This window comes from Streptomyces sp. NPDC127197 (assembly GCF_042672405.1).
Classification (GTDB): domain Bacteria; phylum Actinomycetota; class Actinomycetes; order Streptomycetales; family Streptomycetaceae; genus Streptomyces; species Streptomyces flavusporus.
Map to the genome: position 1 here is coordinate 118,413 of NZ_JBHXVG010000010.1, position 23,057 is coordinate 141,469.

20 protein-coding genes and 1 pseudogene are annotated in these 23,057 nt (G+C 73.1%); 11 read left to right on the top strand and 10 right to left on the bottom strand.

Annotated features, from left to right (window positions below; translation table 11 throughout):
* Nucleotides 1-132: 132 nt before the first annotated feature.
* Together ACFVJQ_RS18010 and ACFVJQ_RS18015 are read right to left on the bottom strand one after the other, a co-directional pair.
* A complete protein-coding gene (locus ACFVJQ_RS18010) occupies nt 133-3,258 on the bottom strand; it encodes a sacsin N-terminal ATP-binding-like domain-containing protein (RefSeq protein WP_385784939.1) in 3,126 nt (1,041 codons plus the stop codon).
* A 90-nt stretch (nt 3,259-3,348) separates the two neighbouring features.
* Complete coding sequence (locus tag ACFVJQ_RS18015; RefSeq protein WP_385511083.1) at nt 3,349-4,275, bottom strand: DUF3027 domain-containing protein; 927 nt, start codon at nt 4,273-4,275, stop codon at nt 3,349-3,351.
* Between the two features lie 312 nt (nt 4,276-4,587).
* Between ACFVJQ_RS18015 and ACFVJQ_RS18020 the strand changes: the two genes are divergently transcribed.
* From ACFVJQ_RS18020 to ACFVJQ_RS18035, 4 genes are all read left to right on the top strand, one after another.
* A complete protein-coding gene (locus ACFVJQ_RS18020; protein ID WP_385511084.1) occupies nt 4,588-5,979 on the top strand; it encodes an MFS transporter in 1,392 nt (463 codons plus the stop codon).
* Between the two features lie 108 nt (nt 5,980-6,087).
* Nucleotides 6,088-6,564 (top strand): DUF2771 domain-containing protein, encoded by a 477-nt coding sequence (locus ACFVJQ_RS18025; RefSeq protein ID WP_385511085.1) that lies wholly within the window; start codon nt 6,088-6,090, stop codon nt 6,562-6,564.
* Between the two features lie 11 nt (nt 6,565-6,575).
* The gene (locus ACFVJQ_RS18030; RefSeq protein ID WP_385784943.1) at nt 6,576-7,286 is read left to right on the top strand and encodes a futalosine hydrolase; all 711 of its coding nucleotides are present in this window, start codon (nt 6,576-6,578) and stop codon (nt 7,284-7,286) included.
* Nucleotides 7,283-8,137 carry a 1,4-dihydroxy-6-naphthoate synthase gene (locus ACFVJQ_RS18035; protein WP_385784946.1) on the top strand — a complete coding sequence of 285 codons (855 nt, stop codon included), beginning with the start codon at nt 7,283-7,285 and terminating at the stop codon, nt 8,135-8,137. The genes ACFVJQ_RS18030 and ACFVJQ_RS18035 overlap by 4 nt, the downstream gene beginning before the upstream one ends.
* A 19-nt stretch (nt 8,138-8,156) precedes the next feature.
* Here the strand turns inward: ACFVJQ_RS18035 and ACFVJQ_RS18040 are convergent, their stop codons facing one another.
* Entirely contained in the window at nt 8,157-8,540 is a 384-nt protein-coding gene (locus ACFVJQ_RS18040; protein WP_129798464.1) for a cold-shock protein, read from the bottom strand.
* 164 nt (nt 8,541-8,704) lie between these two features.
* Between ACFVJQ_RS18040 and ACFVJQ_RS18045 the strand changes: the two genes are divergently transcribed.
* Nucleotides 8,705-8,977: a hypothetical protein gene (locus ACFVJQ_RS18045; RefSeq protein WP_385511089.1), complete on the top strand. Its 273-nt coding sequence runs from the start codon at nt 8,705-8,707 to the stop codon at nt 8,975-8,977.
* Here ACFVJQ_RS18045 and ACFVJQ_RS18050 read toward each other — a convergent pair.
* Both ACFVJQ_RS18050 and ACFVJQ_RS18055 read right to left on the bottom strand, forming a co-directional pair.
* Complete coding sequence (locus tag ACFVJQ_RS18050; protein ID WP_385511091.1) at nt 8,932-9,579, bottom strand: HAD family hydrolase; 648 nt, start codon at nt 9,577-9,579, stop codon at nt 8,932-8,934. The two genes, ACFVJQ_RS18045 and ACFVJQ_RS18050, sit on opposite strands and share 46 nt — an antisense overlap.
* Nucleotides 9,580-9,813: 234 nt before the next feature.
* Entirely contained in the window at nt 9,814-10,752 is a 939-nt protein-coding gene (locus ACFVJQ_RS18055) for a hypothetical protein (protein ID WP_385511092.1), read from the bottom strand.
* 80 nt (nt 10,753-10,832) lie between these two features.
* Between ACFVJQ_RS18055 and ACFVJQ_RS18060 the strand changes: the two genes are divergently transcribed.
* From ACFVJQ_RS18060 to ACFVJQ_RS18070, 3 genes are all read left to right on the top strand, one after another.
* A complete protein-coding gene (locus tag ACFVJQ_RS18060) occupies nt 10,833-13,436 on the top strand; it encodes a helicase-associated domain-containing protein (RefSeq protein WP_385511094.1) in 2,604 nt (867 codons plus the stop codon).
* Between the two features lie 190 nt (nt 13,437-13,626).
* Nucleotides 13,627-13,755, top strand: coding sequence for a hypothetical protein (locus tag ACFVJQ_RS18065; RefSeq protein ID WP_263494553.1), 129 nt, complete (start codon nt 13,627-13,629; stop codon nt 13,753-13,755).
* A gap of 86 nt (nt 13,756-13,841) precedes the next feature.
* Complete coding sequence (locus tag ACFVJQ_RS18070; protein WP_385784953.1) at nt 13,842-14,075, top strand: hypothetical protein; 234 nt, start codon at nt 13,842-13,844, stop codon at nt 14,073-14,075.
* Here the strand turns inward: ACFVJQ_RS18070 and istB are convergent.
* Nucleotides 14,053-15,267: an IS21-like element helper ATPase IstB gene (gene istB / locus ACFVJQ_RS18075; RefSeq protein ID WP_385511269.1), complete on the bottom strand. Its 1,215-nt coding sequence runs from the start codon at nt 15,265-15,267 to the stop codon at nt 14,053-14,055. The two genes, ACFVJQ_RS18070 and istB, sit on opposite strands and share 23 nt — an antisense overlap.
* 176 nt (nt 15,268-15,443) lie before the next feature.
* Here istB and ACFVJQ_RS18080 point away from each other — a divergent pair, with 176 nt between their 5' ends.
* A complete protein-coding gene (locus ACFVJQ_RS18080) occupies nt 15,444-17,087 on the top strand; it encodes a DNA repair helicase XPB (protein WP_385511097.1) in 1,644 nt (547 codons plus the stop codon).
* Here the strand turns inward: ACFVJQ_RS18080 and ACFVJQ_RS18085 are convergent.
* Together ACFVJQ_RS18085 and ACFVJQ_RS18090 are read right to left on the bottom strand one after the other, a co-directional pair.
* Nucleotides 17,056-18,228, bottom strand: a pseudogene (locus tag ACFVJQ_RS18085) (glycosyltransferase 87 family protein); the annotation flags it as partial. The gene ACFVJQ_RS18080 and the pseudogene ACFVJQ_RS18085 sit on opposite strands and share 32 nt — an antisense overlap.
* A 17-nt stretch (nt 18,229-18,245) precedes the next feature.
* Nucleotides 18,246-18,425 carry a hypothetical protein gene (locus ACFVJQ_RS18090; RefSeq protein WP_385511099.1) on the bottom strand — a complete coding sequence of 60 codons (180 nt, stop codon included), beginning with the start codon at nt 18,423-18,425 and terminating at the stop codon, nt 18,246-18,248.
* Between the two features lie 282 nt (nt 18,426-18,707).
* Here ACFVJQ_RS18090 and ACFVJQ_RS18095 point away from each other — a divergent pair, with 282 nt between their 5' ends.
* A complete protein-coding gene (locus ACFVJQ_RS18095; RefSeq protein WP_385784956.1) occupies nt 18,708-20,759 on the top strand; it encodes a HelD family protein in 2,052 nt (683 codons plus the stop codon).
* 106 nt (nt 20,760-20,865) lie between these two features.
* On the opposite strand, the gene ACFVJQ_RS18100 is transcribed toward ACFVJQ_RS18095, so the two are convergent.
* Together ACFVJQ_RS18100 and ACFVJQ_RS18105 are read right to left on the bottom strand one after the other, a co-directional pair.
* Nucleotides 20,866-21,558, bottom strand: coding sequence for a copper homeostasis protein CutC (locus ACFVJQ_RS18100; protein WP_385784958.1), 693 nt, complete (start codon nt 21,556-21,558; stop codon nt 20,866-20,868).
* Between the two features lie 114 nt (nt 21,559-21,672).
* Nucleotides 21,673-22,347 (bottom strand): maleylpyruvate isomerase family mycothiol-dependent enzyme, encoded by a 675-nt coding sequence (locus ACFVJQ_RS18105; RefSeq protein ID WP_385511103.1) that lies wholly within the window; start codon nt 22,345-22,347, stop codon nt 21,673-21,675.
* Nucleotides 22,348-22,394: 47 nt separating this feature from the next.
* Between ACFVJQ_RS18105 and ACFVJQ_RS18110 the strand changes: the two genes are divergently transcribed.
* Nucleotides 22,395-23,039 carry a hypothetical protein gene (locus ACFVJQ_RS18110; protein ID WP_385784961.1) on the top strand — a complete coding sequence of 215 codons (645 nt, stop codon included), beginning with the start codon at nt 22,395-22,397 and terminating at the stop codon, nt 23,037-23,039.
* Nucleotides 23,040-23,057: the final 18 nt, after the last annotated feature.

The following is a 23,057-nucleotide window of genomic DNA, read 5'->3' on the forward strand; positions in this document are numbered from 1 at the left end:
CCCAGGTGATCTAGGGAGTCTGTTGACTCAAGTGATCAGATTCGCAACACGCGGAAATGGTTGTACGACCGGCAGGGAATCTGTTCGAGTAATTTCAGACACCCTGAAGGTCCCCGCCGGCCGCCCTTCGGCTCAGTCGAACCACCGGTCCCGCGCCAGCTCCGCCGTCCGTGACGGGTCCTCCAGCAGTGCCGCCACCTCGAAGCGCCGCGGCCACTGGCCCGCCGCCCAGGCGAGACCGGCGGCGACACCCTCCAGCGTGGCGGCGTGCAGTACGCCGTCGGAGGTGACCCGCCAGTCGATCTCCACACCGTCGACGACGAGTTCCTCGTGCTCGACGTAGGTGTCGGGCGTCCGCGGGCCCAGCAGCACCCGCACCGGCTCCGGCACCTCGTGCTCGGTGCCCTCGGAGTCCACCTCACCGGTGACGGACTCGCTCAGCCGCCGCACCTGGAACAGCTCCGCCAGCTCGGCGGCCCGGGCCGGCGGCACCGGCAGCAGGGGCACACCCTCGGTGAACGGCAGCAGGTCCGGCGAGTCGACGACCACCGCGTCGGCCGCGTCCACGACCTCGACCCGCCCGTCGACGACCGCCCGCAGCTCGTCCGGCAGGGTCACCTGCTCCGGGTCCAGCTCGGCCAACGCGCCGTACAGTCCGTGCAGTTGGGCGCCGGTGACCTGCCGCTCGGGGTCGGCGAGCCGGTCCAGCAGCTCGGCGGCCCCGCCCGGCTCGTCGAGGAGGGCCGCGACCGACGTCCGTACGCCGAGCGCCCGCAGCACCTGCTCGTCGTCGAAGCCGGTGGCGTCGGCCTCGTCGTACAGGCCGCGCAGCAGCGGATCCCCACCGGCGGCGAGCAGCCCGGCGGGGCGGCGTCCGTCGAGCACCGGGTGCCCGCGCAACCACCATGCGGTGTAGGGCCGTACGACCTCATGGGTGCCGTCGGGCAGCAGGATGCGCATGCCCTGAACGATGGCGTCACGCAAGGGGGGTTCCGACAGCAGAGCAAGAGCCTGTGGCCACTTGTCGTCGGCCACCAGATCCAGGTCGCGTACGGCGATGAGTTCCGTCGCCACCGGCGGCACCGGCGAGTCCGGGAAGCGGTCGAGGATGTCCTCGCACCAGACGTCCACGGCGTCCAGCAGACCGGGGTCGTCGGGCTCGGCGAAGTCCCCTTCGCGGGGCTCGAGTTCGTCGGGGTCGAGGACGACGTCGGTGGCGCGGACCAGCGCGAAGTCGGCGAGGACGCCACAGGCGGCGAGCGGCTGCTCACCGAAGCGCTCGGCCAGCTCGGCGTCGACGAAGGCGAGTTCCCCCTCACGCATGACCTGGGCGAAGGAGCTGCCGGGGAAGACGAGTTCGCCTGCCGGGGCCAGTTCCCCTTCCTCGTCCGGGAGGGCGAGGGCGCCCAGCCAGGGCTCGTCACCGGGTTCGAGCCCGGCGTCCCGCACGAGCGCGAGGACGGTGTCCGCCAGCTCCTCGGCGTCCGGGGCGTCCTCCTCCCAGAGGGCGCCGCCCTCGTCGTCGAGGGAGGCGGCGACGGCGGCGCGCACCTGCGGGGTGGTGAGCACGGCACGCGGGGTCGCGGGCAGGGCGCCGAGCTTCTCCAGGAGCGGGTGCGCGGCGTCCGGGTGGGCGACCTTGAGGCCGAGCCGGGCGAGGACCCCGGGGTCGATGCGGGCGGCGTCCGGGGTGGGCAGGAGGACCTGCCGGGGACCGATCGTCGTGCGCCGGTCGGCCAGCGGCACGGGAAGCCCGGTGAGCCGGTCCGGATCCACCCCGGCGAGGCTGTCGTACAGCCGCCGCCACCAGCCGGGCTCCTTCTCCAGGCCGGCCAGCCGGTCGACGGCGTCGCTCAGCCGGACCCGGGCGATCCCGAGCGTGCGCAGTTCGACCCGCCGTTCCAGCCCGGCGGGCAGCAGCGTGGGCAGCACCTCGGCGAGTACCCGTACGGTGTCGGCGCCGGCGCCCTCGACGACCTCGGCGTCCCGCGGCCGGAGGGACTCGGGCAGCTCGTCGGAGCCGTCGCCGGAGGGCGGAACGGCCGGCGGCAGGAAGGACGTCCGCGGCAGCCGCTCGAGAATCGCCTGCCGCAGCGCCCCGTCCAGCTCGCCCTTCCCCAGCGGGCCGGGCACGAGGTCGATGATCGCCTCGGTCACCGGCCGCCATTCGGCGAGGAGTTCGGCGTAGGCGTCCGCCGCACGCTGCACGAGGAAGTCGGTCAGCGGGCCGGGCGCGGCGTGTCGGCGGGTGGTGTCCAGCGGGAAGGACGCGATGAGCAGGGCAGGCACGCCGAGGGGCTCGTCGCTGGGGGTGGGAGCGTGGACGACGGGGCTGGTGCGGGGCCGGACGGGAGTGCCGTGGGCGGCGTCGATGGGCACGGCCCACGTGACGGACCAGTGGGGGCGCAGCCGCTCCTCGACGGGGCGGCCGGCGAGCAGATCGGGCGTGAGGGGGCCATGGGCGGAGGAGGTGCGCCAGTGGGTGACGCCGTTGTGGGAGTCCTCCACGACCGTGAAGGCACCGTCGGTGCTGCGGCGCACGGTGCGGGGGGCGTCGCCGTCGATCTCGACGACGACCTCTTCCAGCCCCGGCAGGGTGAGCAGCAGGGAGTCGTCGACGGCGCGCAGCAGCCGCTCGGCGAGATCGGCGGCGGCGGTGTCGCGCAGCGGCAGGATGACGACGGTGTCGTACGGATCGGGCGCGGTGCCCTCGGCGGCGAACGGCAGCCGCAGCAGCGGCACGTGCCCGTCCCGCCGGCGGATCTCGTCCCCCAGCCCGGGGCTGTGCCGGGCGGTGTCGGCGGCGAGGTCACGGGCCTCGGCCAGGGACCAGCGGACACCGCCGTGCCGGCCGACGACGGCGGGCTCGTCGGTGACGGCCAGTACGGCGGCGAAACCGACGCCGAAGCGGCCGATGGACGGCGTGTCCCGCTTGGCGGAGGCGCGGAGCGTGGCCAGCGACTCGACGCCGGCGGCGTCCAGGGGGGCGCCGGTGTTGGCGGCGAAGAGGACGCCGTCGCGGAGGGTGAGCCGGAGCCGGCCGGGCACGCCGGCGCGGGCGGCGGCGTCGGCGGCGTTCTGCGCCAGCTCCACGACGAGCCGGTCCCGGTAGCCGCCGAGGACGAGATCCTCCTCGGCGTTCGCGTCCTCACGGAACCGCGCCGGGCTGGTCGCCCAGGCATCCAGCACTCCGCGCCGCAGACGAGCCGTCCCGAAGGGGTCCGCACCTTCGGCGGCAGGCCGCACGAACTTGCTCACGTTCACTCTCCTCATCGCCGTGAGGAGAAGGTATCGCGCGGGAGCGACGACCGTGACGTCACGATCTCGGCCGGCCCCGGAGTCGGGACGCTACGAGTGCCCCAGCTCGGCCGCCGACTCGTCGGACACCTCCGGAACCGACCCGGAATCCCGCGCCGGCCGCAGCGGGAACGGATCCACCCGTGTCTCGTCGATCACCGGCTCAGTCGGCTGCGGCGGCTTCGGCATCACCGCGGCCTCGGAGTGCCCACCGCACCCGTACGCCAGCGACACCACCCGGCCGTCGGCCGGCGAGAACTCGTTCGCGCAGACCCCGAAGGCCTGCCCCAGCGACCCTCCGATCGGCACCAGGAAGCCGCAGCTCACGCAGGACGCCGGCGCCGCCTGCGCCATCGGCGTCTTCGGGCCGAAGCCCTCCTCCCAGCGGTCGGCGGCCACATGCAGCCCGTACCGGGACAGCACCCGGGCGCGGCGCATGCCCAGTTCCTCGGCGACCGCCGCGATCGAGCCGCGCGTGGGTGCCGTCGGGAGGGTGGCCGGCGGGCCCGCCGTGACCTCGGCGTCCTCGGCCTCGACCAGTTCCGCCATGTCCGCGGACACCGCGGAGTTCGGCGGCGGCTCCTCCTCGCCGGTGAAACCCGGCTCCAGCCGCAGATCCTCGGCGTCCGTGGGGAGCAGGTCGCCGGGCCCCATGTCGCCGGGGCGCAGCCGCTCGCTCCACGGCACCCACTCCGGCGCCAGCAGCGCGTCCGGGCCGGGCAGCAGGACGACCTCGTCCAGTGTGACGATCTTCGCGCGGGACGCCCTGGCCACCGTCACGGCCCAGCGCCAGCCGCGGTACCCGAGCTCCTTGCACTCGAAGAAGTGCGTGACAACGCGGTCGCCCTCGGAGGCCGTGCCGACGTGCTCCCCGACGACTCCGGGCGCGGCGGCCTCCTCGGCTGCGGCGCGGGCGAGGTCGACGGCCTCGGCGCACAGGCGGTCGGGGGTGCGGCTTCGCGTGGTCGCTGCGCTCACAGGTATCGCTTCTCTCCTACGCCGTCTCTCGGGTGCGGTGCCTTGAGGCGTCGGGGCGGACGGAGCGGACCTGGGGACCGCGTCGACGTCCGCGCGCCATCGCGCTCGGGCGCACCTGTCACCATCCATTCTGCGGGATGGCCGAGATACGCACGCTACCTGTTGTCCGGCGCTGGGCCTACACCGGCGGGAGTCTTCGCTGCTTCCCGGCGGTCTTTCCGGCCCGCCCACCGGACGCGGCGGCCTGTGAAGTGCACGCCCATACGCGCCGTAACCGCACTACGGACGCCGCTCTCGGGGCACTATGACGGGGTGGCAAGCGGCATCAAGGGCAGCAGCGGACGCAGCGGAACGGGCCGGACGCGTGGCTCACTCCGTTCGCTCGGCCGTGCCCTGCACTTCCCGCTGACGGGTACGGCCCGCGGTATCCGCAAGGCGACCCATGCGCACGGCGCCGGTGAGTCGGGGCTCGGCAAGCTGATCGAGCTGCACGGCGTGAACGGCGCGGGCGATGTCATGATCACCGTGGCGCTGGCCTCCACCGTCTTCTTCTCGGTGCCGACCGACGAGGCCCGCGGGCGCGTCGCGCTCTACCTCGCCATCACCATGGCGCCGTTCACCCTGCTCGCGCCGGTGATCGGCCCGCTGCTCGACCGGCTCCCGCACGGCCGCCGCGCGGCGATGGCGGGCGCGATGCTGGCCCGGGCGCTGCTCGCGCTGGTGCTGTCCGGGGCGGTCATCACCGGCAGTATCGAGCTGTATCCGGCGGCGCTCGGCGTGCTCGTCGCGTCGAAGGCGTACGGGGTGGTCAGAAGCGCCGTGGTGCCCCGGCTGCTGCCGCCCCGGTTCTCCCTGGTGAAGGCCAACTCCCGGGTCACCCTCGGCGGGCTGCTGGCGACCGGTGTGGCGGCGCCGGTCGGTGCGGGGCTCCAGGCGATCGGGCCGCGCTGGCCGCTGTACGGCGCGTTCGTGATCTTCATGGCCGGAATGTTCCTGTCGTTCTCCCTGCCGCCGAAGGTGGACTCGGCCAAGGGCGAGGACACCGCGCTGCTCGCCGCGGACGCCGACCATCTGCACGGGCCGCACCTGCGGCCGGTCAAACGGCCGGGGCTCAGGACGGTCGGGACGGCGGTCACCCACGCGCTCGGCGTCAACGCGGCGATCCGCTGCCTCGCCGGGTTCCTGATCTTCTTCCTGGCCTTCCTGCTGCGTGAGCACCCCATGACCGGGCAGAGCGCGGCGGTGTCGCTGGGCATGGTGGCGGTCGCGGCGGGCGTGGGCAACGCGCTGGGTACGGCGGTGGGGGCGGCCCTGCGGGCACGGGCGCCGGAGCTGATCATCGTGACCGTCGTGGCGGTCGAGCTGGGCGTGGCGATCACGGCGGCGGTGTTCTTCGGCGCGTTCCTGGTGGCGTGCCTGGCGGCGGTCGCCGGGTTCGCACAGGCACTGGCCAAGCTGTCCCTGGACGCGCTGATCCAGCGGGACGTACCGGAGCTGGTGCGGACGTCGGCGTTCGCCCGCTCGGAGACGCTGCTGCAGATGTCATGGGTGATCGGCGGCGCGATCGGCATAGCACTGCCTCTGAACGGCGCCCTCGGCCTCATCGTGGCCGCCTGCATCGTCGCCGCCGGCTGGCTGACCACCGTCCGCGGCCTGCTCGGCTCGGCCCGGCGCGGGGGTGCGGCCCGGGCGCGGGTGGTGTAGGGGCGGGCGAGTCGCGGGTGGTGCAGGGGGCGGGCGAGTGGCGTAACGCACGGCACGGCCTGTACCCCACGTGGGGAGCGGGTCGCGCGTGACCGATAGCCTTCGGGTATGACCACGAAGCAATCCGTTGTGCGACGCCGCCGCGCCGTCGCCGCCGCCGGCGCCGTTTCCGCCGGACTGCTCGTCCTGTCGGCCTGCGACAAGCCGTCGCCGATGTCGACGATCACCGTCGGTTCGAGCTCGGTCAGTTCGGAGGCCACCTGCTACCACGAGGGTGACGCCCTCACGGCCGAAGAGCGGTCCGGGTGCCTGCAGGAGGAGGACATCAAGTCCGTCTCGGTCGCCCCCGACGAGACCGTGCGCTTCGGTGTGGACCCGAAGATCGCGGACAAGGGCTGGACGATCCTGATGAACGGCTCGCCGATCACCGAATCCAGCACCAAGACGTACCGGACCATCCCGGGCAGCGTGTTCTTCAACGCCCAGTACGGCGCCCAGGGCAACTCCACGCTCGTCTCGATCATGGGCGGCAAGCCGGAGGCCCCCACCGGCCTGTGGAACTTCAGGCTGAAGAAGGACGCCTGACCCTCGCCGCAGTGTCCCCCGCACGCATCCTCGTAGCCACCGCCGTCCCCGCCGAACGGGACGCGGTGGCACGTGCGTTCCCGGGCCCGGTCACGGACGTCTCCCTCCCCGGAGCCGTCCTGCACCGGCCCCCCGCCGGCCCCGACCTCCTCGCCGCCGGCGTCGGCCCCGCCCTCGCCGCCGCCTCCACCGCGACCGCGCTCACCGCCGCCGCCCTGGCCGGCACCCCGTACGCCCTGGTCGTCTCGGCCGGGATCGCCGGCGGCTTCGCGCCCGAAGCTCCCGTCGGCTCGCTCGTCGTCGCCGACGAGATCACCGCGGCCGACCTGGGGGCCGAGACCGCCGACGGCTTTCTGCCGGTCACGGAGCTGGGCTTCGGCACCGTCACCCACCGTCCGCCGGACACCCTCGTACAGGCCGCCGCCGACGCCACCGGGGCCCGCGTCGGCCCGGTCCTCACCGTGTCGACGGTGACCGGCACCGCGGCCCGTGCCACCGCCCTGCGCGCCCGCCACCCGCGCGCCCTCGCCGAGGCCATGGAGGGCTTCGGCGTCGCCGAGGCCGCCGCCGCGCACGGCACGCCCGTCCTGGAGCTGCGCGCGGTGTCCAACCCGGTCGGCCCGCGCGACCGCGCCGCCTGGCGGATCGGCGAGGCTCTGGCGGCGCTCACCGAGGGATTCGGGAAGCTCGCGCCCGTACTGGAGAGTTGGAAGCACCCATGAGCCCTGACATGCGTTCGCTGCAGATCGCGTACTCCCCCTGCCCCAACGACACCTTCGTCTTCGACGCCCTCGCCCACAGCCGCGTGCCCGGCGCTCCCGCGCTCGACGTGACCTTCGCGGACATCGACATCACCAACGGCATGGCCGAGCGCGGCGAGTCGGACGTGCTGAAGGTGTCGTACGCGGTGCTGCCGTACGTCCTCGGCGAGTACGCGCTGCTGCCGTGCGGCGGGGCGCTGGGGCGGGGGTGCGGTCCGCTGGTGCTGACCCGGGAGCCGGGCGTCGACCTGGCGGGCCGTACGGTCGCGGTGCCGAGCGAGAGGTCGACGGCGTATCTGCTGTTCCGGCTGTGGGCGGCCGACACCCTGTCCGGTGGGGTGGGCGAGATCGTGGTCATGCCCTTCCACGAGATCATGCCCGCCGTGCGGGACGGGAAGGTCGACGCGGGACTGGTGATCCACGAGGCGCGGTTCACGTACCAGAACTACGGGCTGCACAAGCTCGCGGACATGGGCGAGCACTGGGAGAACACCACCGGGCTGCCCATCCCGCTGGGCGCGATCATCGCCAAGCGGTCACTGGGGGCGGACACGCTGACGCTGCTCGCCGAGTCCGTCCGTGCCTCTGTACGGGCGGCCTGGGACGACCCCGAGGTGTCCCGTCCGTATGTGATGGAGCACGCCCAGGAGATGGACCCGGACGTCGCCGACCAGCACATCGGGCTGTACGTCAACGAGTTCACCGCTGACCTCGGCGAGGACGGCTACGCGGCCGTACGCGGACTGCTCACGCGCGCGGCGGCCGAGGGGCTGGTGCCGCCCCTCGGGCCGGAGGCGTTGGATTTCCCCTAGTCGGGGGTTGTGTCGGGGTTTACACGTCGAGCTGGTCGGCGACCGCTCGGAGCAGGCCGGCGATCTTCTTGCCGGATGCCTTGTCGGGGTAGCGGCCCTTTTCGAGCATCGGGGTGATGTTCTCCAGGAGGGTCGTCAGATCCTGGACGATGGAGGCCAGCTCGTCCGGCTTCTTGCGCTGTGCGGCCGCGACCGACGGGGTCGGGTCCAGGAGGGTGACCGAGAGGGCCTGGTCGCCGCGCTGTCCGGCGACCACCCCGAACTCCACGCGCTGACCTGGCTTGAGCGTCTCGACTCCGGCGGGGAGAACGGAGGAATGGACGAAGACGTCACCGCCGTCGTCGCGGGAGAGAAAGCCGAAGCCCTTCTCGCTGTTGAACCACTTGACCTTGCCGGTAGGCACGTCTGTCCTCGTCCTCGTACTCGTCGGAAAACTGCTTCTGAAACGGCTCTTGATAGCACTCGGGCGGGTCGTCCGTGACCCGCCGGTACCAAGGCTAATGGTCTTCAGGCCGGTGACAAGACGTCGCCCGGTTGTTCCTTCGCGCTGGGAACTACCCTGGTCGGGTGCGTGACAAAACCCAACCGAATTCCGCCGCGCCCGGTGACCGACTGATCCGTGCCGGTGCCGTCGTCTTCGTCGTCGGGGCCGTGGCCACTCTCGTCACGGTGGCCCCGCTGTTCCTCGGGACGACGCCTTTTCCGACGTACATGTTCCTGTTGAGCATGCTCATGGGGGTCGGCTTCCTCATCGCCGGGGCGGGCGTGTTCCAGGCGATCGCGGCGGGGCGGCGTCAGGCGCGCGGTGCGTCGGCCGCTTCCGGTGCCGCTTCGAGATAGGCCGAAAGCCACTCCGGGAACTCGCCGAGGCCGGCGAGGACGACGTCCGCGCCCGCGGCGCGCAGTTCGTCGGCGTCGCACGGGCCGGTCGCCACGGTCACCGACAGCGCGCCGGCCGCGCGGGCGCCGCGTACGTCGCCGGTGTGGTCGCCGACGTACACCCTCGCGGCGTGCTCGCGCAGTGCCTCCGCCTTGGCCTCCGCCCACAGGTTGCCGATCACCGCGTCCGGCTCGATGCCGAGGTGGGTGAGGTGCAGCTTGGCGTTGGGCTCGTACTTGGCGGTGACGACGACCGCGCGTCCGCCGGCCGCCCGGACGGCCTCTATCGCCTCGTGGGCGCCGGGCAGGGCGGGGGTCGCGGCGATGGCGATCGACGGGTACATCGCGCGGTAGACGTCGGCCACGGCGGGCACGTCCGCGGCCGGGAACCAGTTGCGCAGCTCCTCCTCCAACGGCGGGCCCAGGCGGGTGATCGCCAGGTCGGCGTCGATGTACGTTCCGGTCCGCTCGGCCAGCGCCAGGTAGCAGGCGTGGATGCCGGGGCGGGAGTCTATGAGCGTCATGTCGAGGTCGAAGCCGACGGTGGGCGGGCGCGAAATCATATGGGCCATTGTGCAGGGTGCCTCCGGCGGTTGGGCGGGGGCTTGTGCCGGTGGGTGGGGCTTGTGCCTGGTGCCGGTGGGTGGGTCGGGGTCGGTGCGGTGTGGCGAGTCCGCCGCGGGTTGCGCCCCTCTGCCTGTTGCCACAGGGGGCCGACGTGGGGACCGGCTGAGCGGCGGACTGCGCCACACCGCCCCGACCCGCTTCCGTGGTACGGCGACTTTCCCGTCGTTCGGCTAACGCTCCTTCTGGGAGCGCCATACGAGGAACAGGGCCGAGGCCAGGGCCGCGCCTCGTAGGACCCAGGGCCAGGTTTCGGCCAGGGCGTCGTTCATGTGGCCCTCGGGGACGGGGGTGCCCCAGCGGCCTTCGGTTCTGCCCCAGAGCCAGATGAAACCGGCGGTGACCGCCAGGGTGGGCAGGCCCATGACCGCCCATTTCACTTCTGCGCGGGTCAGGCGGCGCGAGGCGTAGGCGATGAGCCAGCCGAAGGCGAGGGCGAGCAGGTTGCCGAGTACCGCGCCGGCGACCAGGAGGGCGGCGGCGAGGAGCAGCAGGGGGTTGCTCCACGTGCCGGGGGACGGGAGCAGGCGGCGGCGGGGGGTGGGTTCGTCCTCGTCCGGTTCCGTCGCCTGTTCGACCGGCGGCTCGGGCTTCTCGGGCGGGTCCTTCGGTGGCGGCTTGAGCAGTTCCGGGATCTCCACGCCGCCCACGAATCCGGGCACGCTGTCGCCGACACCGAACGGGCTGCTGTCCACCCGCCACCAGTCGGGCTGCGTCGCGCTGTCGCCGAGTTCGTGCTCGCCGGCGCGGTGGGGCGGGGACGGGGCGTCGGAGGGTGCCGGTGCGGGGGGTTCGGCGGGGCGGGGGCGGGGCAGCATGCTGCGCTTCGGTTTCTGGTCCCGTTGTGCCGGTACGGCCGTCGGGGGTGGTTCCGGGCGGGTGCCGGCATCGCCTGCGGCGGCGACCACTTCGTCGGGGCTGCCGATGCGGGCGATGATGCGGCGGACGGCGGCGGGGCTGTCGACGACGGCCTTGGCGCGGCGCCGGTCGATCTCGTCGCGCAGCTGGGAGACCAGGCGCATCCGGGTGGCGGAGGACAGCTGCCGCTGCTGAGCCACGTCACCGACGCGGCTCAGATACTCGTAGACGACCTTGTCGCTCTCGATCCCCACGCTGTCCCCTCCGGGGCGGGTGTGCCGGATTCCCCGTGGGACGACGGTAGCGCAGGCCACCACCCGCTACCGTGGATCGGATGAGCAGCGATGAGAAGCCGGTGGTCCCGCGGTCCCTCGCGGAGGCGCTGCGTGCGCGGGACGACGCCTCCCTGGCCGTGCTGCTGCGCAGCCGGCCCGATCTCATCACGCCCGTGCCGACGGACCTCACTCAGCTTGCGACCCGGGCCGGCACGCGTGCCTCGGTCGTGCGTGCTCTGGAGCGGCTCGACCGGTTCGCGCTGCAGACGGCTGAGGCGCTGGCGGTGGCGGCGGATCCGGCGACGTACGAGGAACTGCTCGGGCTCATGGCCGGGGACGAGGGCGATCCGCTGGTCGCCGCCGCGCTGCCGCGTGCCCTCGGCACGCTGCGCGAGCAGGCCCTGGTGTGGGGCGACGACGAACGGCTGCGGCTGGTGCGCACGGCTCGGGAGCTGCTCGCGCCGTCGCCGCAGCATCCGTCGCCGACCGGGCTCGGTCCGACGGTCCAGGAGGCGTCGGCGGGCATGTCGCCGGGCCGTATCCAGGAACTCGTGACGGCCGTGGGGCTGCCTTCCACGCACGACTCCGTCTCCGCGGTGGCCGCCCTCACCGCCCTGTTCACCGACCGGGCGCGGATGGCGGCGCTGCTCGCCGGGGCCCCGGCCGAGTCGCTCGAGGTGCTGGAGCGGCTGGTGTGGGGGCCGCCGTACGGCCAGGTCACCGCCGCTCCGGCACCCCGGCTGCGCTGGCTGCTCGACCGCGGGCTGCTGCTGCCGACGGCGCCCGGCACGGTCGTACTCCCCCGGGAGGTCGCCCTGCACATGCGCAGCGGCCGCGCGCACCGCCTGCCGGAGCCGGTGCCGCCGCCCGTGGAGGTGGCGGCCACGCACCGTCCACAGGTTGTGGACGCCACGGCGGCCGGGCAGGCCTACACCGCGCTGGCCACCGTCGAGGAGCTGCTGAAGGACTGGGACGAGGGCGGGCCCGCGGTGCTGCGGGCGGGCGGGCTCAGTGTGCGCGACCTGAAGCGGACCGCCGTCGCGCTGGACGTGTCCGAGCCGGTCGCTGCGTTCTGGGTCGAGCTCGCCTACGCGGCGGGCCTGCTGGCCTCGGACGGCGAGGCCGACGAGCGGTACGCGGCGACCCCGGCGTACGACGAGTGGCTGGAGCAGCCGGCCGCCCAGCGCTGGACCCGGCTGGCGGAGGCGTGGCTCGCCGCGACCCGGACGGCGGGGCTGGTCGGCGGGCGGGACGCCAAGGAGCGGGCGCTGGCGGCGCTGGGACCGGGCCTCGACCGCTCCGCGGCGCCGGAGGTACGGCACCGGGTGCTGAGCCTGCTCGCGGGACTGCCGGAGGGGGCCGCGCCGACGGCGGAGTCGGTGCTGGCGCGGCTGCGGTGGGAGCGGCCGTTGCGGGGGCGGGAGGGCCAGCGGGACGCCGGGGGGCGGGATGCCGCGCGTGATTCCGTCCAGGACGGTGGGACGGGCGGGCGCGACGACGATCTGCGTGTCCGGCTCGCCCAGTGGGCCCTGGCCGAGGCCGAGCTGCTCGGTGTGACCGGGCGGGGGGCGTTGTCCGCGCACGGGCGGGCGCTTCTCGGGGCGAGCGCCGCCGCGCACCTGGCGGACGAGGAGCCGGAAGGCCCCGGTGACAAGCTTCCCGTCCACCATCGCCCGCCCACTGCCCCGGAGCCCCTGTCGCCCGGCGAGCAGGCCGTCGCCTCCGCCACGGCCGCCCGGCTGCTCGCCCCGCTGCTGCCCGAACCGCTGGACCACGTCCTGCTCCAGGCCGACCTCACCGCGGTCGCGCCGGGCCCGTTGCAGCGGCCGCTGGCCGACATGCTGGACGTGCTCGCCGACGTGGAGTCCAAGGGCGGCGCGACCGTCTACCGCTTCACGCCCGCCTCCGTACGCCGCGCCCTGGACGCCGGCCGCAGCGCCTCCGACCTGCACGCCTTCCTCGCGGAACACTCCCGTACGCCGGTGCCGCAGCCGCTCGCCTACCTGATCGACGACGTGGCCCGCCGGCACGGCCGACTGCGCGTCGGCGCCGCCTCGGCGTATGTGCGCTGCGACGACGACGCCCTGCTGGGCGAGATCCTCGCCGACAAGCGGGCCGCCGGCCTGCGGCTGCGCCGCCTCGCGCCGACCGTGCTGGCCGCGCAGGCCGACCCGGCGGCGCTGCTGGACGGGCTGCGCGCGATGGGCTTCGCGCCCGCCGCCGAGTCCGCCGAGGGCGACGTACTGATCACGCGGGCGCACGCCCACCGCACCCCGCCGCGCACCGCACCCGAGCCGGTGCCGGACGGCCCGCCCGCCCCCGACGCGACGCTGCTGACGGCCGCGATCCGGGCCATCCGGGCGGGCGACCTGGCCTCCACCGCCCCGCGCAAGCCCACCGGCACGGCCCCGGTGACCGGCGGTGAGCTGCCGCGCACCAGCTCCGCCGACACCCTGGCCACCATGCAGGCCGCCGTCCTGACCGGCCAGGCCCTGTGGATCGGGTACGTCAACGCCGAGGGAGCCGCCAGCCAGCGGGTGATCGCGCCGGTACGGGTGGAGGGCGGCTTCGTGACGGCGTACGACCACACCGCGGACGAGGTCCGCACCTATCCGCTGCACCGGATCACCGGGGTCGCGGAGCTGGCCGACGACCAGATGTGAGCGCCGGTCACTCACACGGGCGTAGATCCGAATTCATGCACGCCACGCCGGACACTTCCCACCCATGAGGGAGCTTGCAGGTCGCGGCGCATTCCGCTGCGGGCCGCCGGGCAGCCACCGGATGTCCTGATCAAGCCCGAACCGCCCGGCAGGGGGCTCGGGCGAACGCAGCTGAAAGGAAATCCGCCACATGCGTGCTGCCCGTCGTTTCGCCGCCGTCCTGGCCGCCACGGCCATGATGCTCGGCGCCTTCACCACCCAGGCCGCGGCCGTCGGCATCGATGTCGCCGGCCTGGTCATCGAGACGCCGCCCGTCTGACGCGCCCCCGCACACCTCATAGGGCCGGTCCCGGCGCCCCGGGACCGGCCCTCCCCTCGACCTCCTGTGAAAGGCCCTGACGTCCCATGCGTTCCAAGCTGCCCGTCCGCGCCCCCTCCGCCGTCGCCGTCTGCGCCGCCGCGCTGGTGACCGCCGCCGCCCTCGTCGCCGCGCTCGCGCCCGAGGCCTCGGCGGCCCCTGCCGCGCCGCTGCCGCTCCCCGTCGCCGGGGCCGGTGGCGAGCCCCTCCTCGCCAACGTCGACGGGCACATCTTCGCTCAACCGCTGGTCAACAACCTCACCCTGCCCACTCCGAAGTAGCCCGCCGCATCCGGTAGCTGTCCCCGTCGAGCCGCACGATCTCGGCGTGGTGGGCCAGCCGGTCCACCATCGCCGGGGCGGCCGGACCGCCGAACACCTCGTCCCACCTCTCGAGCGGGCGGTCGCTGGTCACGATCAGCGACCCCCGCTCGTAGCGGTGGGCGACCAGCTGGAAGAAGAGGCGGGAGGTGTCCGCGTCGAAGGGGACGTACCCGACCTCGTCGACGATCAGCAGCGGGCAGTCGTCGAGGGCGGTGAGTTCCTCGGCGAGCCTGCCCGCGGTCTGCGCCCCGGCCAGCCTGGCCGCCCAGCCGGCGGCCGTGTCGAACAGCACCCGGTGGCCTGCCTGGCAGGCGCGCACGCCGAGCCCGACGGCCAGGTGCGTCTTGCCGGTGCCGGGCGGCCCCACGAACACCACGTTGCCGTGCGCCGCGACGAAGTCCAGCTTGCCGAGCCTTGCCACGGTCTCCCGCTCGAAGGCCCGGGGGTGTTCCGCGTCGAACTCCTCCAGCACCTTCCGGGCCGGGAAACCGGCGGCCCGGATCCGCTCCTCGGCTCCCGTCTCGGCGGGGGGCGGCCCGGCCTGGGCCGGGATCGACACCGCCGCCGGGGGCCGCGCGGGTTCGGGGTCGTCGGCCCGGTGCTCCCGGTGGTGGGCGCGTTCGGCGTGCGCGGCCATCGGCCCCGACATGTACGCCAGGATCGCCGCCGACACGATGAACGCCATATGGATCACCGTGCCCCACAGCAGGGAGTGCCGGGCGGTGTGGTGCACATCCACGAACATCTGCAGCAGATGGACCGAGGAGATGCCCACGATGGCGGTGGCCAGCTTCACCTTCAGCACGTTGGAGTTGACGTGCGAGAGCCATTCCGGCTGGTCACGGTGGCCCTGGAGGCCGATGCGGGAGACGAACGTCTCGTAGCCGCCGACGATCACCATGATCAGCAGGTTGGCGATCATGACGACGTCGACCAGCTTGAGCACGGCGAGCATGACGTAGGTCTCGGTCGCCTGCCCGGTGATGCACCGGAGGATTAAGGCCCACAGCTCGTTGAAGAACTTGTAGACGTACACCCCCTGCGCGGCCACGAGGCCGAAGTACAGCGGGGCCTGCAGCCAGCGGGTGGCGAACAGGGCGTAGCCGAGGGTGGTGGTGGGCGGGGACGGGTCACGAGTGATGGCCTGCACGGTCGGCCATTCTTCGCAGCCGGAGCCGTACAGGTGAAACCGTTCCACCCCCAGGAATGAATAGACATCCTGTACGACGGGACGTGCGCGCCTTCGTGACCAGGAACCGATCAGGAATCGATCAGGCACACTGGACGTTTGGCCGTACCGTCCGGCCGTACGGAAAGGGTGCCCGCGTGAATGGTCCGCTGATCGTCCAGTCCGACAAGACTCTGCTTCTGGAAGTCGACCACGAGCGTGCCGACGACTGCCGTCGGGCCATCGCGCCGTTCGCGGAGCTGGAGCGGGCGCCCGAGCACATCCACACCTACCGGGTGACGCCGCTCGGCCTGTGGAACGCGCGCGCGGCCGGGCATGACGCGGAGCAGGTCGTGGACGCGCTGGTGCAGTACAGCCGCTACCCGGTGCCGCACGCGCTGCTCGTGGACATCGCCGAGACGATGGACCGCTACGGGCGGCTGACGCTGAGCAAGCACCCGGCGCACGGGCTGGTGCTGACCACCACCGACCGACCGGTCCTCGAAGAGGTCCTGCGCTCCAAGCGCGTCGCCCCGCTCGTCGGCACCCGGATCGACCCCGACACCGTGGCCGTGCACCCCTCCGAGCGGGGGCAGATCAAGCAGGTGCTGCTGAAGCTGGGCTGGCCCGTCGAGGACCTCGCCGGGTACGTCGACGGCGAGGCGCACCCGATCGAGCTGCACGAGGACGGCTGGGCGCTGCGCCCCTACCAGAAGCAGGCGGTGGAGAACTTCTGGCACGGCGGCTCCGGCGTGGTGGTCCTGCCCTGCGGCGCCGGCAAGACACTGGTGGGCGCGGGCTCGATGGCGCAGGCGAAGTCGACGACCCTCATCCTCGTCACGAACACGGTCTCGGCCCGGCAGTGGAAGCACGAGCTGGTGAAGCGCACCTCGCTGACCGAGGACGAGATCGGGGAGTACAGCGGTACGAAGAAGGAGATCCGCCCGGTCACCATCGCCACCTACCAGGTGCTGACGACCAGGCGGAAGGGCGTCTACCCGCACCTGGAGCTGTTCGACTCCCGTGACTGGGGCCTGATCCTCTACGACGAGGTGCACCTGCTGCCGGCGCCGGTCTTCAAGTTCACGGCGGACCTCCAGGCGCGGCGGCGGCTGGGCCTGACGGCGACGCTGGTGCGGGAGGACGGGCGCGAGTCGGACGTGTTCTCGCTGATCGGGCCCAAGCGGTTCGACGCGCCGTGGAAGGAGATCGAGGCACAGGGCTACATCGCGCCCGCGGACTGCGTCGAGGTCCGCGTCAACCTCACGGACGCCGAGCGGCTGGCGTACGCCACCGCCGAGACGGAGGAGAAGTACCGCTTCTGTGCGACGACCGACACCAAGCGCAAGGTGACGGAGGCGATCGTCCGCCGGTTCGCCGGGCAGCAGATCCTCGTCATCGGGCAGTACATCGACCAGCTCGACGAACTGGGTGAGCACCTGAACGCCCCCGTGATCAAGGGCGAGACGTCCAACGCCCAGCGGGAGAAGCTGTTCGACGCGTTCCGGGAGGGCGAGATCAGCGTGCTGGTGGTGTCCAAGGTCGCCAACTTCTCCATCGACCTGCCGGAGGCCACGGTCGCCATCCAGGTGTCGGGCACCTTCGGCTCGCGCCAGGAGGAGGCGCAGCGCCTGGGCCGCGTCCTGCGCCCGAAGGCCGACGGGCACCAGGCGCACTTCTACTCGGTCGTGGCCCGGGACACGATCGACCAGGACTTCGCCGCCCACCGCCAGCGGTTCCTGGCGGAGCAGGGGTATGCGTACCGGATCGTGGACGCGGACGAGATCCTCGCGGAGAGCTGAGCGGCACGTGTCGTACCGCGGCGGGCGCGCGGTGCTCCTGCTGCCGGAGGAGGACCGACGCGAGCACGGCCAGCCCCAGCAGCGGGTAGGGCGAGGCCAACGGCTGTTGCCACCACGGGAGTCGGAGGTCCAGGTCGCCCTGGTGGGGCAGCAGCCACATCGTGCGGGCCGTGAAGAGCAGGGCCGTGAGCGCCGCCAGGCGGGTGCGGCCCTCGGCCAGGAGCACGGCGATCAGCGGCACACACCACACCCAGTGGTGGGACCAGCTGATCGGGGACACGAGCAGCGCGGTGACGGCCGTGACGACGACGCCCCTCCGGTCGTCACCGGTCCGGCATGCGAGCCACAGCCCGGCGGCGGCCAGCAGCAGCGCCGGGAGCATCCACGCCGGACCCGGTGACGGGTCGCCGAGCGTGCGGGCGAGCAGGCCCTGCAGGGACTGGTTGTCGACGATCCAGGGCTTGCCCACGCGGTCGGTCTCGTAGAGGCGGTGGAGCCAGAAGTCCGCGCCGGCGGACGGAAGGACGAGGACGCCGAGCAGGACGGTGGCGGCGAGGGCGGCGGTCGCGGTGAACGCCTCGCGGGTGCGGCGGGTGAGGAAGAGATACGCGATGAAGACGGCCGGGGTGAGCTTGATCCCGGCCGCGATGCCCATGGCCACGCCCTTGCCGGGGGCGCCGGACGGGCGGGTGAGGTCCCACAGGACCAGACAGGCGAGCAGCAGGTTGATCTGGCCGAAGAGGAGGGTCTGGAAGACCGGTTCGAGCCAGAGCGCCAGGGCCGTGCCCGCGCACAGGGCCGGAAGGCGCAGGGGCAGCCCTGCCAGCCGGGCGGAGAGATGGACGAGGCAGACGACGAGCAGGGTGTTGGCTGCGAGGAACGCCGCCTTGAGGGCCGTGACCGGAATCCAGGCCGTCGGGACGAACAGGAGCGCCGCGAAGGGCGGGTAAGTGGCGGGAAGCTGCCACTCGGTGACCCTGAAGCCGTACAGATCGCTGCCGCGCAGGACCGCCTCGCCCTGGGCCCGGTAGACCATCGCGTCCGCCATCGGCAGGCGCTGTACGGCGCACAGGGCGGCGAGGGCCCCCAGGGAAACGGCCAGGAGGAGGAAGGGAGTTGCGGAGTGTGATCGGCGGGTCACGCGGTGACCCTAGTCGGTCACTTCCGGCGTACGCCCGCCTCCTCGCCGTACTCACCGAGGATGATGACGTCGAACGCGGCACCCGCGAACACCCGCACGGCGCGCAGGGCCTCGCCGAGCCGGTGCCGGTGGCTGCCGGCGAGGGCGGTGGCGCCGGACGGCCGGGCCGGGGCTGGGGTGATGGTCGCTGCACTCATGTCTCCATGGTGGATTTCCGCACCCGAGAACGGAATCGGTCTCGGGGCCGAACCTCGACCGCTCCCGCGTAGCCCTCCGGGCGGACCCCCTCCCCTGAAGGGGGAGGGGGCACCCCCTAGGGGTAGGGAATGGGTCGCCGGAAATTCATTGGCGTCGTGCTCCCCCGATTACCTAGAATCTCCGCTCTTGCCCGCCTCCCCAGCGGAGTGCCGCCGTCCGGCCGGAAACCGGACGGCATCGATCGCCCCACACTCACGCAGGTCCCCGACGGAGGCACCCCCTTGTCCACGCCCGCCGACGGCCCCCTCTCCCGCGAGCGCGCCCATCTCTCCGCGTCCCGTGCCGCGCTGCGCGCCATGCGGGAGGACGTCGAGTCGCTCGACATCAGTGACGTCACCGCGAACTGGGTCAACGCTCAGATCCTGGAACACCAGATCGGCGAGCGGATCAAGGCCCTCGCCGATCTCAGCGACACGCCACTGTTCTTCGGCCGGCTCGACTACCTGCACGCGCCGGGTGCCGAACAGGCGGAGGGCGCGGAGGGGGAGCGCTTCTACATCGGGCGTCGGCATGTGCACGACGCCGACGGCGACCCGATGGTGATCGACTGGCGTGCGCCGGTGTCGCAGCCGTTCTACCGGGCGTCAAAGAAGAACCCGATGGACGTCGGCCTGCGCCGCCGCTTCGGCTACACCGGCGGCGAACTCACGGCCTACGAGGACGAGCACCTGTCCGACCCCGCCGAGGCGGCGAAGGCCAGCAAGCTGCTCCAGCAGGAGATCGAGCGCCCGCGTGTCGGCCCGATGCGGGACATCGTGGCGACCATCCAGCCCGAGCAGGACGAGATCGTACGGTCGGGACTCTCCGGGACCGTCTGCGTACAGGGTGGTCCGGGCACCGGGAAGACGGCCGTCGGCCTGCACCGGGTCGCGTACCTCCTCTACGCCCACCGGGAGCGGCTCGCCCGCACCGGCACCCTCGTCATCGGGCCGAACCGGTCCTTCCTGCACTACATCGAGCAGGTGCTGCCCGCACTGGGTGAGCTGACGGTCCGCCAGGCCACGGTCGACGACCTGGTGGCCCATGTGGAGGTGCGCGGCACGGACGACGCGGCGGCCTCGATCGTCAAGGGCGACGCCCGGATGGCCGAGGTCCTCCGCAACGCCCTCTACGCGCACGTCACGCCGCCGGCCGAGCCGGTCGTCGTCGTGCGCGGCTCCCGGCACTGGCGGGTCCCGGCGTACGAACTCGAGGACATCGTGCGGGAGTTGCTGGACCGAGGCATCCGCTACGGCGCCGCCCGCGAGGCGCTGCCGCAGCGGATCGCGCACGCCGTGCTGGTGCAGATGGAACGGTCCGGTGAGGCGCCGGACGACCGGGTGCAGGACGCGGTGGCCCGCAACGCCGCGGTGAAGGCGGCCGTCAAGGCGATCTGGCCGCCCGTCGACCCGGCGAAGCTGGTGCTGCGGCTGCTGACCGACGGGGACTTCCTCGCCGTCCATGCGGACGGGATCCTCACCGCGGAGGAGCAGAAGACGATCCTGTGGGCGAAGCCGGTGCGGTCGGTGAAGTCCGCGAAATGGTCGCCCGCGGACGCCGTGCTGATCGACGAGGCGACGGACCTCGTCGACCGCACGCCCTCCCTCGGCCATGTCGTCCTCGACGAGGCGCAGGACCTCTCCCCCATGCAGTACCGGGCGGTCGGCCGGCGCTGCACCACCGGCTCCGCGACCGTCCTCGGCGACCTCGCGCAGGGCACCACGCCATGGGCGACGAGGAGTTGGGACGAGGCCCTCACCCACCTCGGCAAGCCGGAAGCGGTGATCGAGGAACTGACGGCCGGCTTCCGCGTCCCGACGGACGTCATCACCTACGCCTCACGGCTCCTGCCCCACATCGCGCCGGGGCTGACGCCGGTGGCGTCGGTCCGCGAGAACCCGGGGTCGTTCGAGGTACGGCCCGTCACCGGCGATGCGGACGTGGTCGCGGCGTGCACGCAGGCGCTGCGCAACGAGGGCTCGATCGGCCTGATCGCCGCCGACGCCCGCGTACCGGCCCTCGCGGAGGCCCTGACGGCGGCGAGCATCCCGTACCTCTCGCCGGGCGAGGAAACAACCGCCGACTGCCGCCTGACCCTGGTCCCGGCCTCCCTCGCCAAGGGCCTGGAGTACGACCACGTCGTCCTCGACGAGCCCCAAGCCGTGGTCGACGGAGAACCGGACGAACGCACCGGCCTACGCCGCCTGTACGTGGCCCTGACCCGAGCGGTATCGGGCCTGACGGTCACCCATGCGGCCCCGCTGCCACCACAACTCAGCGACGCTGCCCGCTGAGCCGCGGGCAGTCGTGCCGCACAGGGCGGCAGGGGTGGGCGCGGGCGGCACGCCGTCAGCGCCGGGCTGCGCCACCCACCCCCGCCCAGCCGCAACGCCGGTCCCGTCACACCCCGTCCAGCACCCGCCGCCACTCGGCGACGGCCTCCGCCGAGACCGGCCCGTCCCAGCCCTCCGGCCGAGCCGCCCCGCCGATGTGAAACGCATCGATCCCACCGTCCAGCAGCCCCGGCACGTGGTCCAGCCGCAACCCACCGCCGACAAGGAGCTGCTGCTCGTACCCGGGCTCTCCGCAGCGCCGCGCCTCGGCGAGCAGCGTGGGAAGGCCGTCGTCGACACCGCCGGCCGACCCGGCCGTCAGGTAGGCGTCCAGTCCCGGCAGGTCCCCGAGCTGCTTACGCAGCGCGTCCCGGTCGGCGGCCCGGTCGATCGCCCGGTGGAAAGTCCACCGGCACCCGCCCAGAACCCCGACCACCCGCTCCACGGCATCCAGATCCACCCCACCGTGCGCATCGAGGAACCCGAGCACGAACTGCTCCGCCCCGACCTCCCGCATCTCCCCGGCGACCCGCACCAGCCGCTCGACGTCCCCGGCGGCGAACCCGTCCGCGAGCCGGAGCATCACGCGTACGTCGATGTCGACGGCGGCCCGGATCGCGGCGACGGTCCCCGTCGGCGGCGTGAGCCCATCGGCCGCGATGTCGGTGACCAGTTCGAGGCGGTCCGCGCCTCCGGCCTGGGCGGCGACCGCGTCCTCGACGTCGAGGGCGATCACCTCCAGGACTGCACGCTTGCTCATGGGACCCCATTCGTCGGCTACAGGTCTAGTCCAATCTAAGACTACGCCCCGAGCCGGCCCCGCACCCCTGGCCACCCACGTCGGCAGCCTGTCGGCCGCGTCGGCCGCACCGGGTCAGTCACCGAAAATATTCAGCTCCGCCGCCCGCACCCCCGCCAGCTCGAACGCGGCCCCGTCCACCGGCCGCCCCGCATACAGCCGTACGAGCGTCGCCGCGTCCCCGATGTACCGCGCCGGCGTCCGCTCCCCGCTCACCTCACCGAACCGCAGCGGCTCATCCACGTCGTCGAGGTCGGCGTGCAACGGCACATGCCCGCGATTCCGGGTGATCCAGGCGAGCAGGTCGAGCGCGTACGGCAGCCCCTCCCCCTCGTACGCCCCCGCTTCCCCGAGCGTCTCGCGCACGTCACCGGCGTGCACCCATTCCCCGAGCGCGACCCCGTCCAGCGCCCCGCCCGCCTTGGCGATGGCCGGCCCCGCCTCGGTCATCCCGCGCTCCAACTCGTCGACGACCTGCGCGTTCGTCCAGTCGGCCCGCTCGGCGATGTCCCGGTCGTTGGACTCGGGCGAGAACACGCCCTCCTCGAAACGGCGCTCCACCACCCGCATCAGCGCGGCGGAGCAGTGCGCCAGCACATCCCGCACCGTCCAGCCCGGGCAGGCAGCGGTCGGCAGTGCAAAGTCCTCCTCGGCCCGCGCCCGCAGCAGCGGAATCAGCGCATCACGCTCGACGGCCAGCAGCCGCCCGGGCAGTTCGGGGTCGCGTACCTCGTGCACGTCATCAGTCATGGACTCCACGCTAGGGGCCCAGGCACCCGCAGCGAGAGAATGAACGCATGGCCGATCTCGACGCCCTCCGCGCCCGCTTCACCCACGCACTGCAAGGAGCCCGCGGCCCCGGGGGTGGCTCCGATCCCGCCCCCTACGCCGACAACCTCCTCGCCCGCTGGCAGGAGCCGCAGCGCCGGTACCACACGCTCGCGCATCTCACCGCCGTGCTGGATCACATCGACGTGCTGGAGAAGTACGCGGACGATCCGGACGTCGTCCGGCTGGCCGCCTGGTTCCACGACGCGGTCTACCTTCCCGACCGCTCCGAGAACGAGGAGCGGTCGGCCCGTCTTGCCGAGCGGGCGCTGCCCGAGGCCGGGGTGTCCGAGGCGAAGACGGCCGAGGTCGCCCGGCTGGTCCGGCTCACCGCGGGCCACGCCCCGGCCGACGACGACCGCAACGGCCAGGTCCTGTGCGACGCCGACCTGGCGATCCTCGCCTCGCCCCCCTCGTCGTACGCCGTCTACACCGCCGCCGTCCGCAAGGAGTACGGCTTCGTCCCCTCCGACGCCTTCCGGGCCGGCCGCGCCACCGTCCTCCGCGAACTCCTCGCCCTGCCCCGGCTGTTCCGCACCCCGTACGGCGCGGAGCACTGGGAGGCGACGGCCCGCTACAACATCACCTCGGAGCTGGAAATCCTGTCGTCCTGAGCGGGCGTCGGCCTCTAG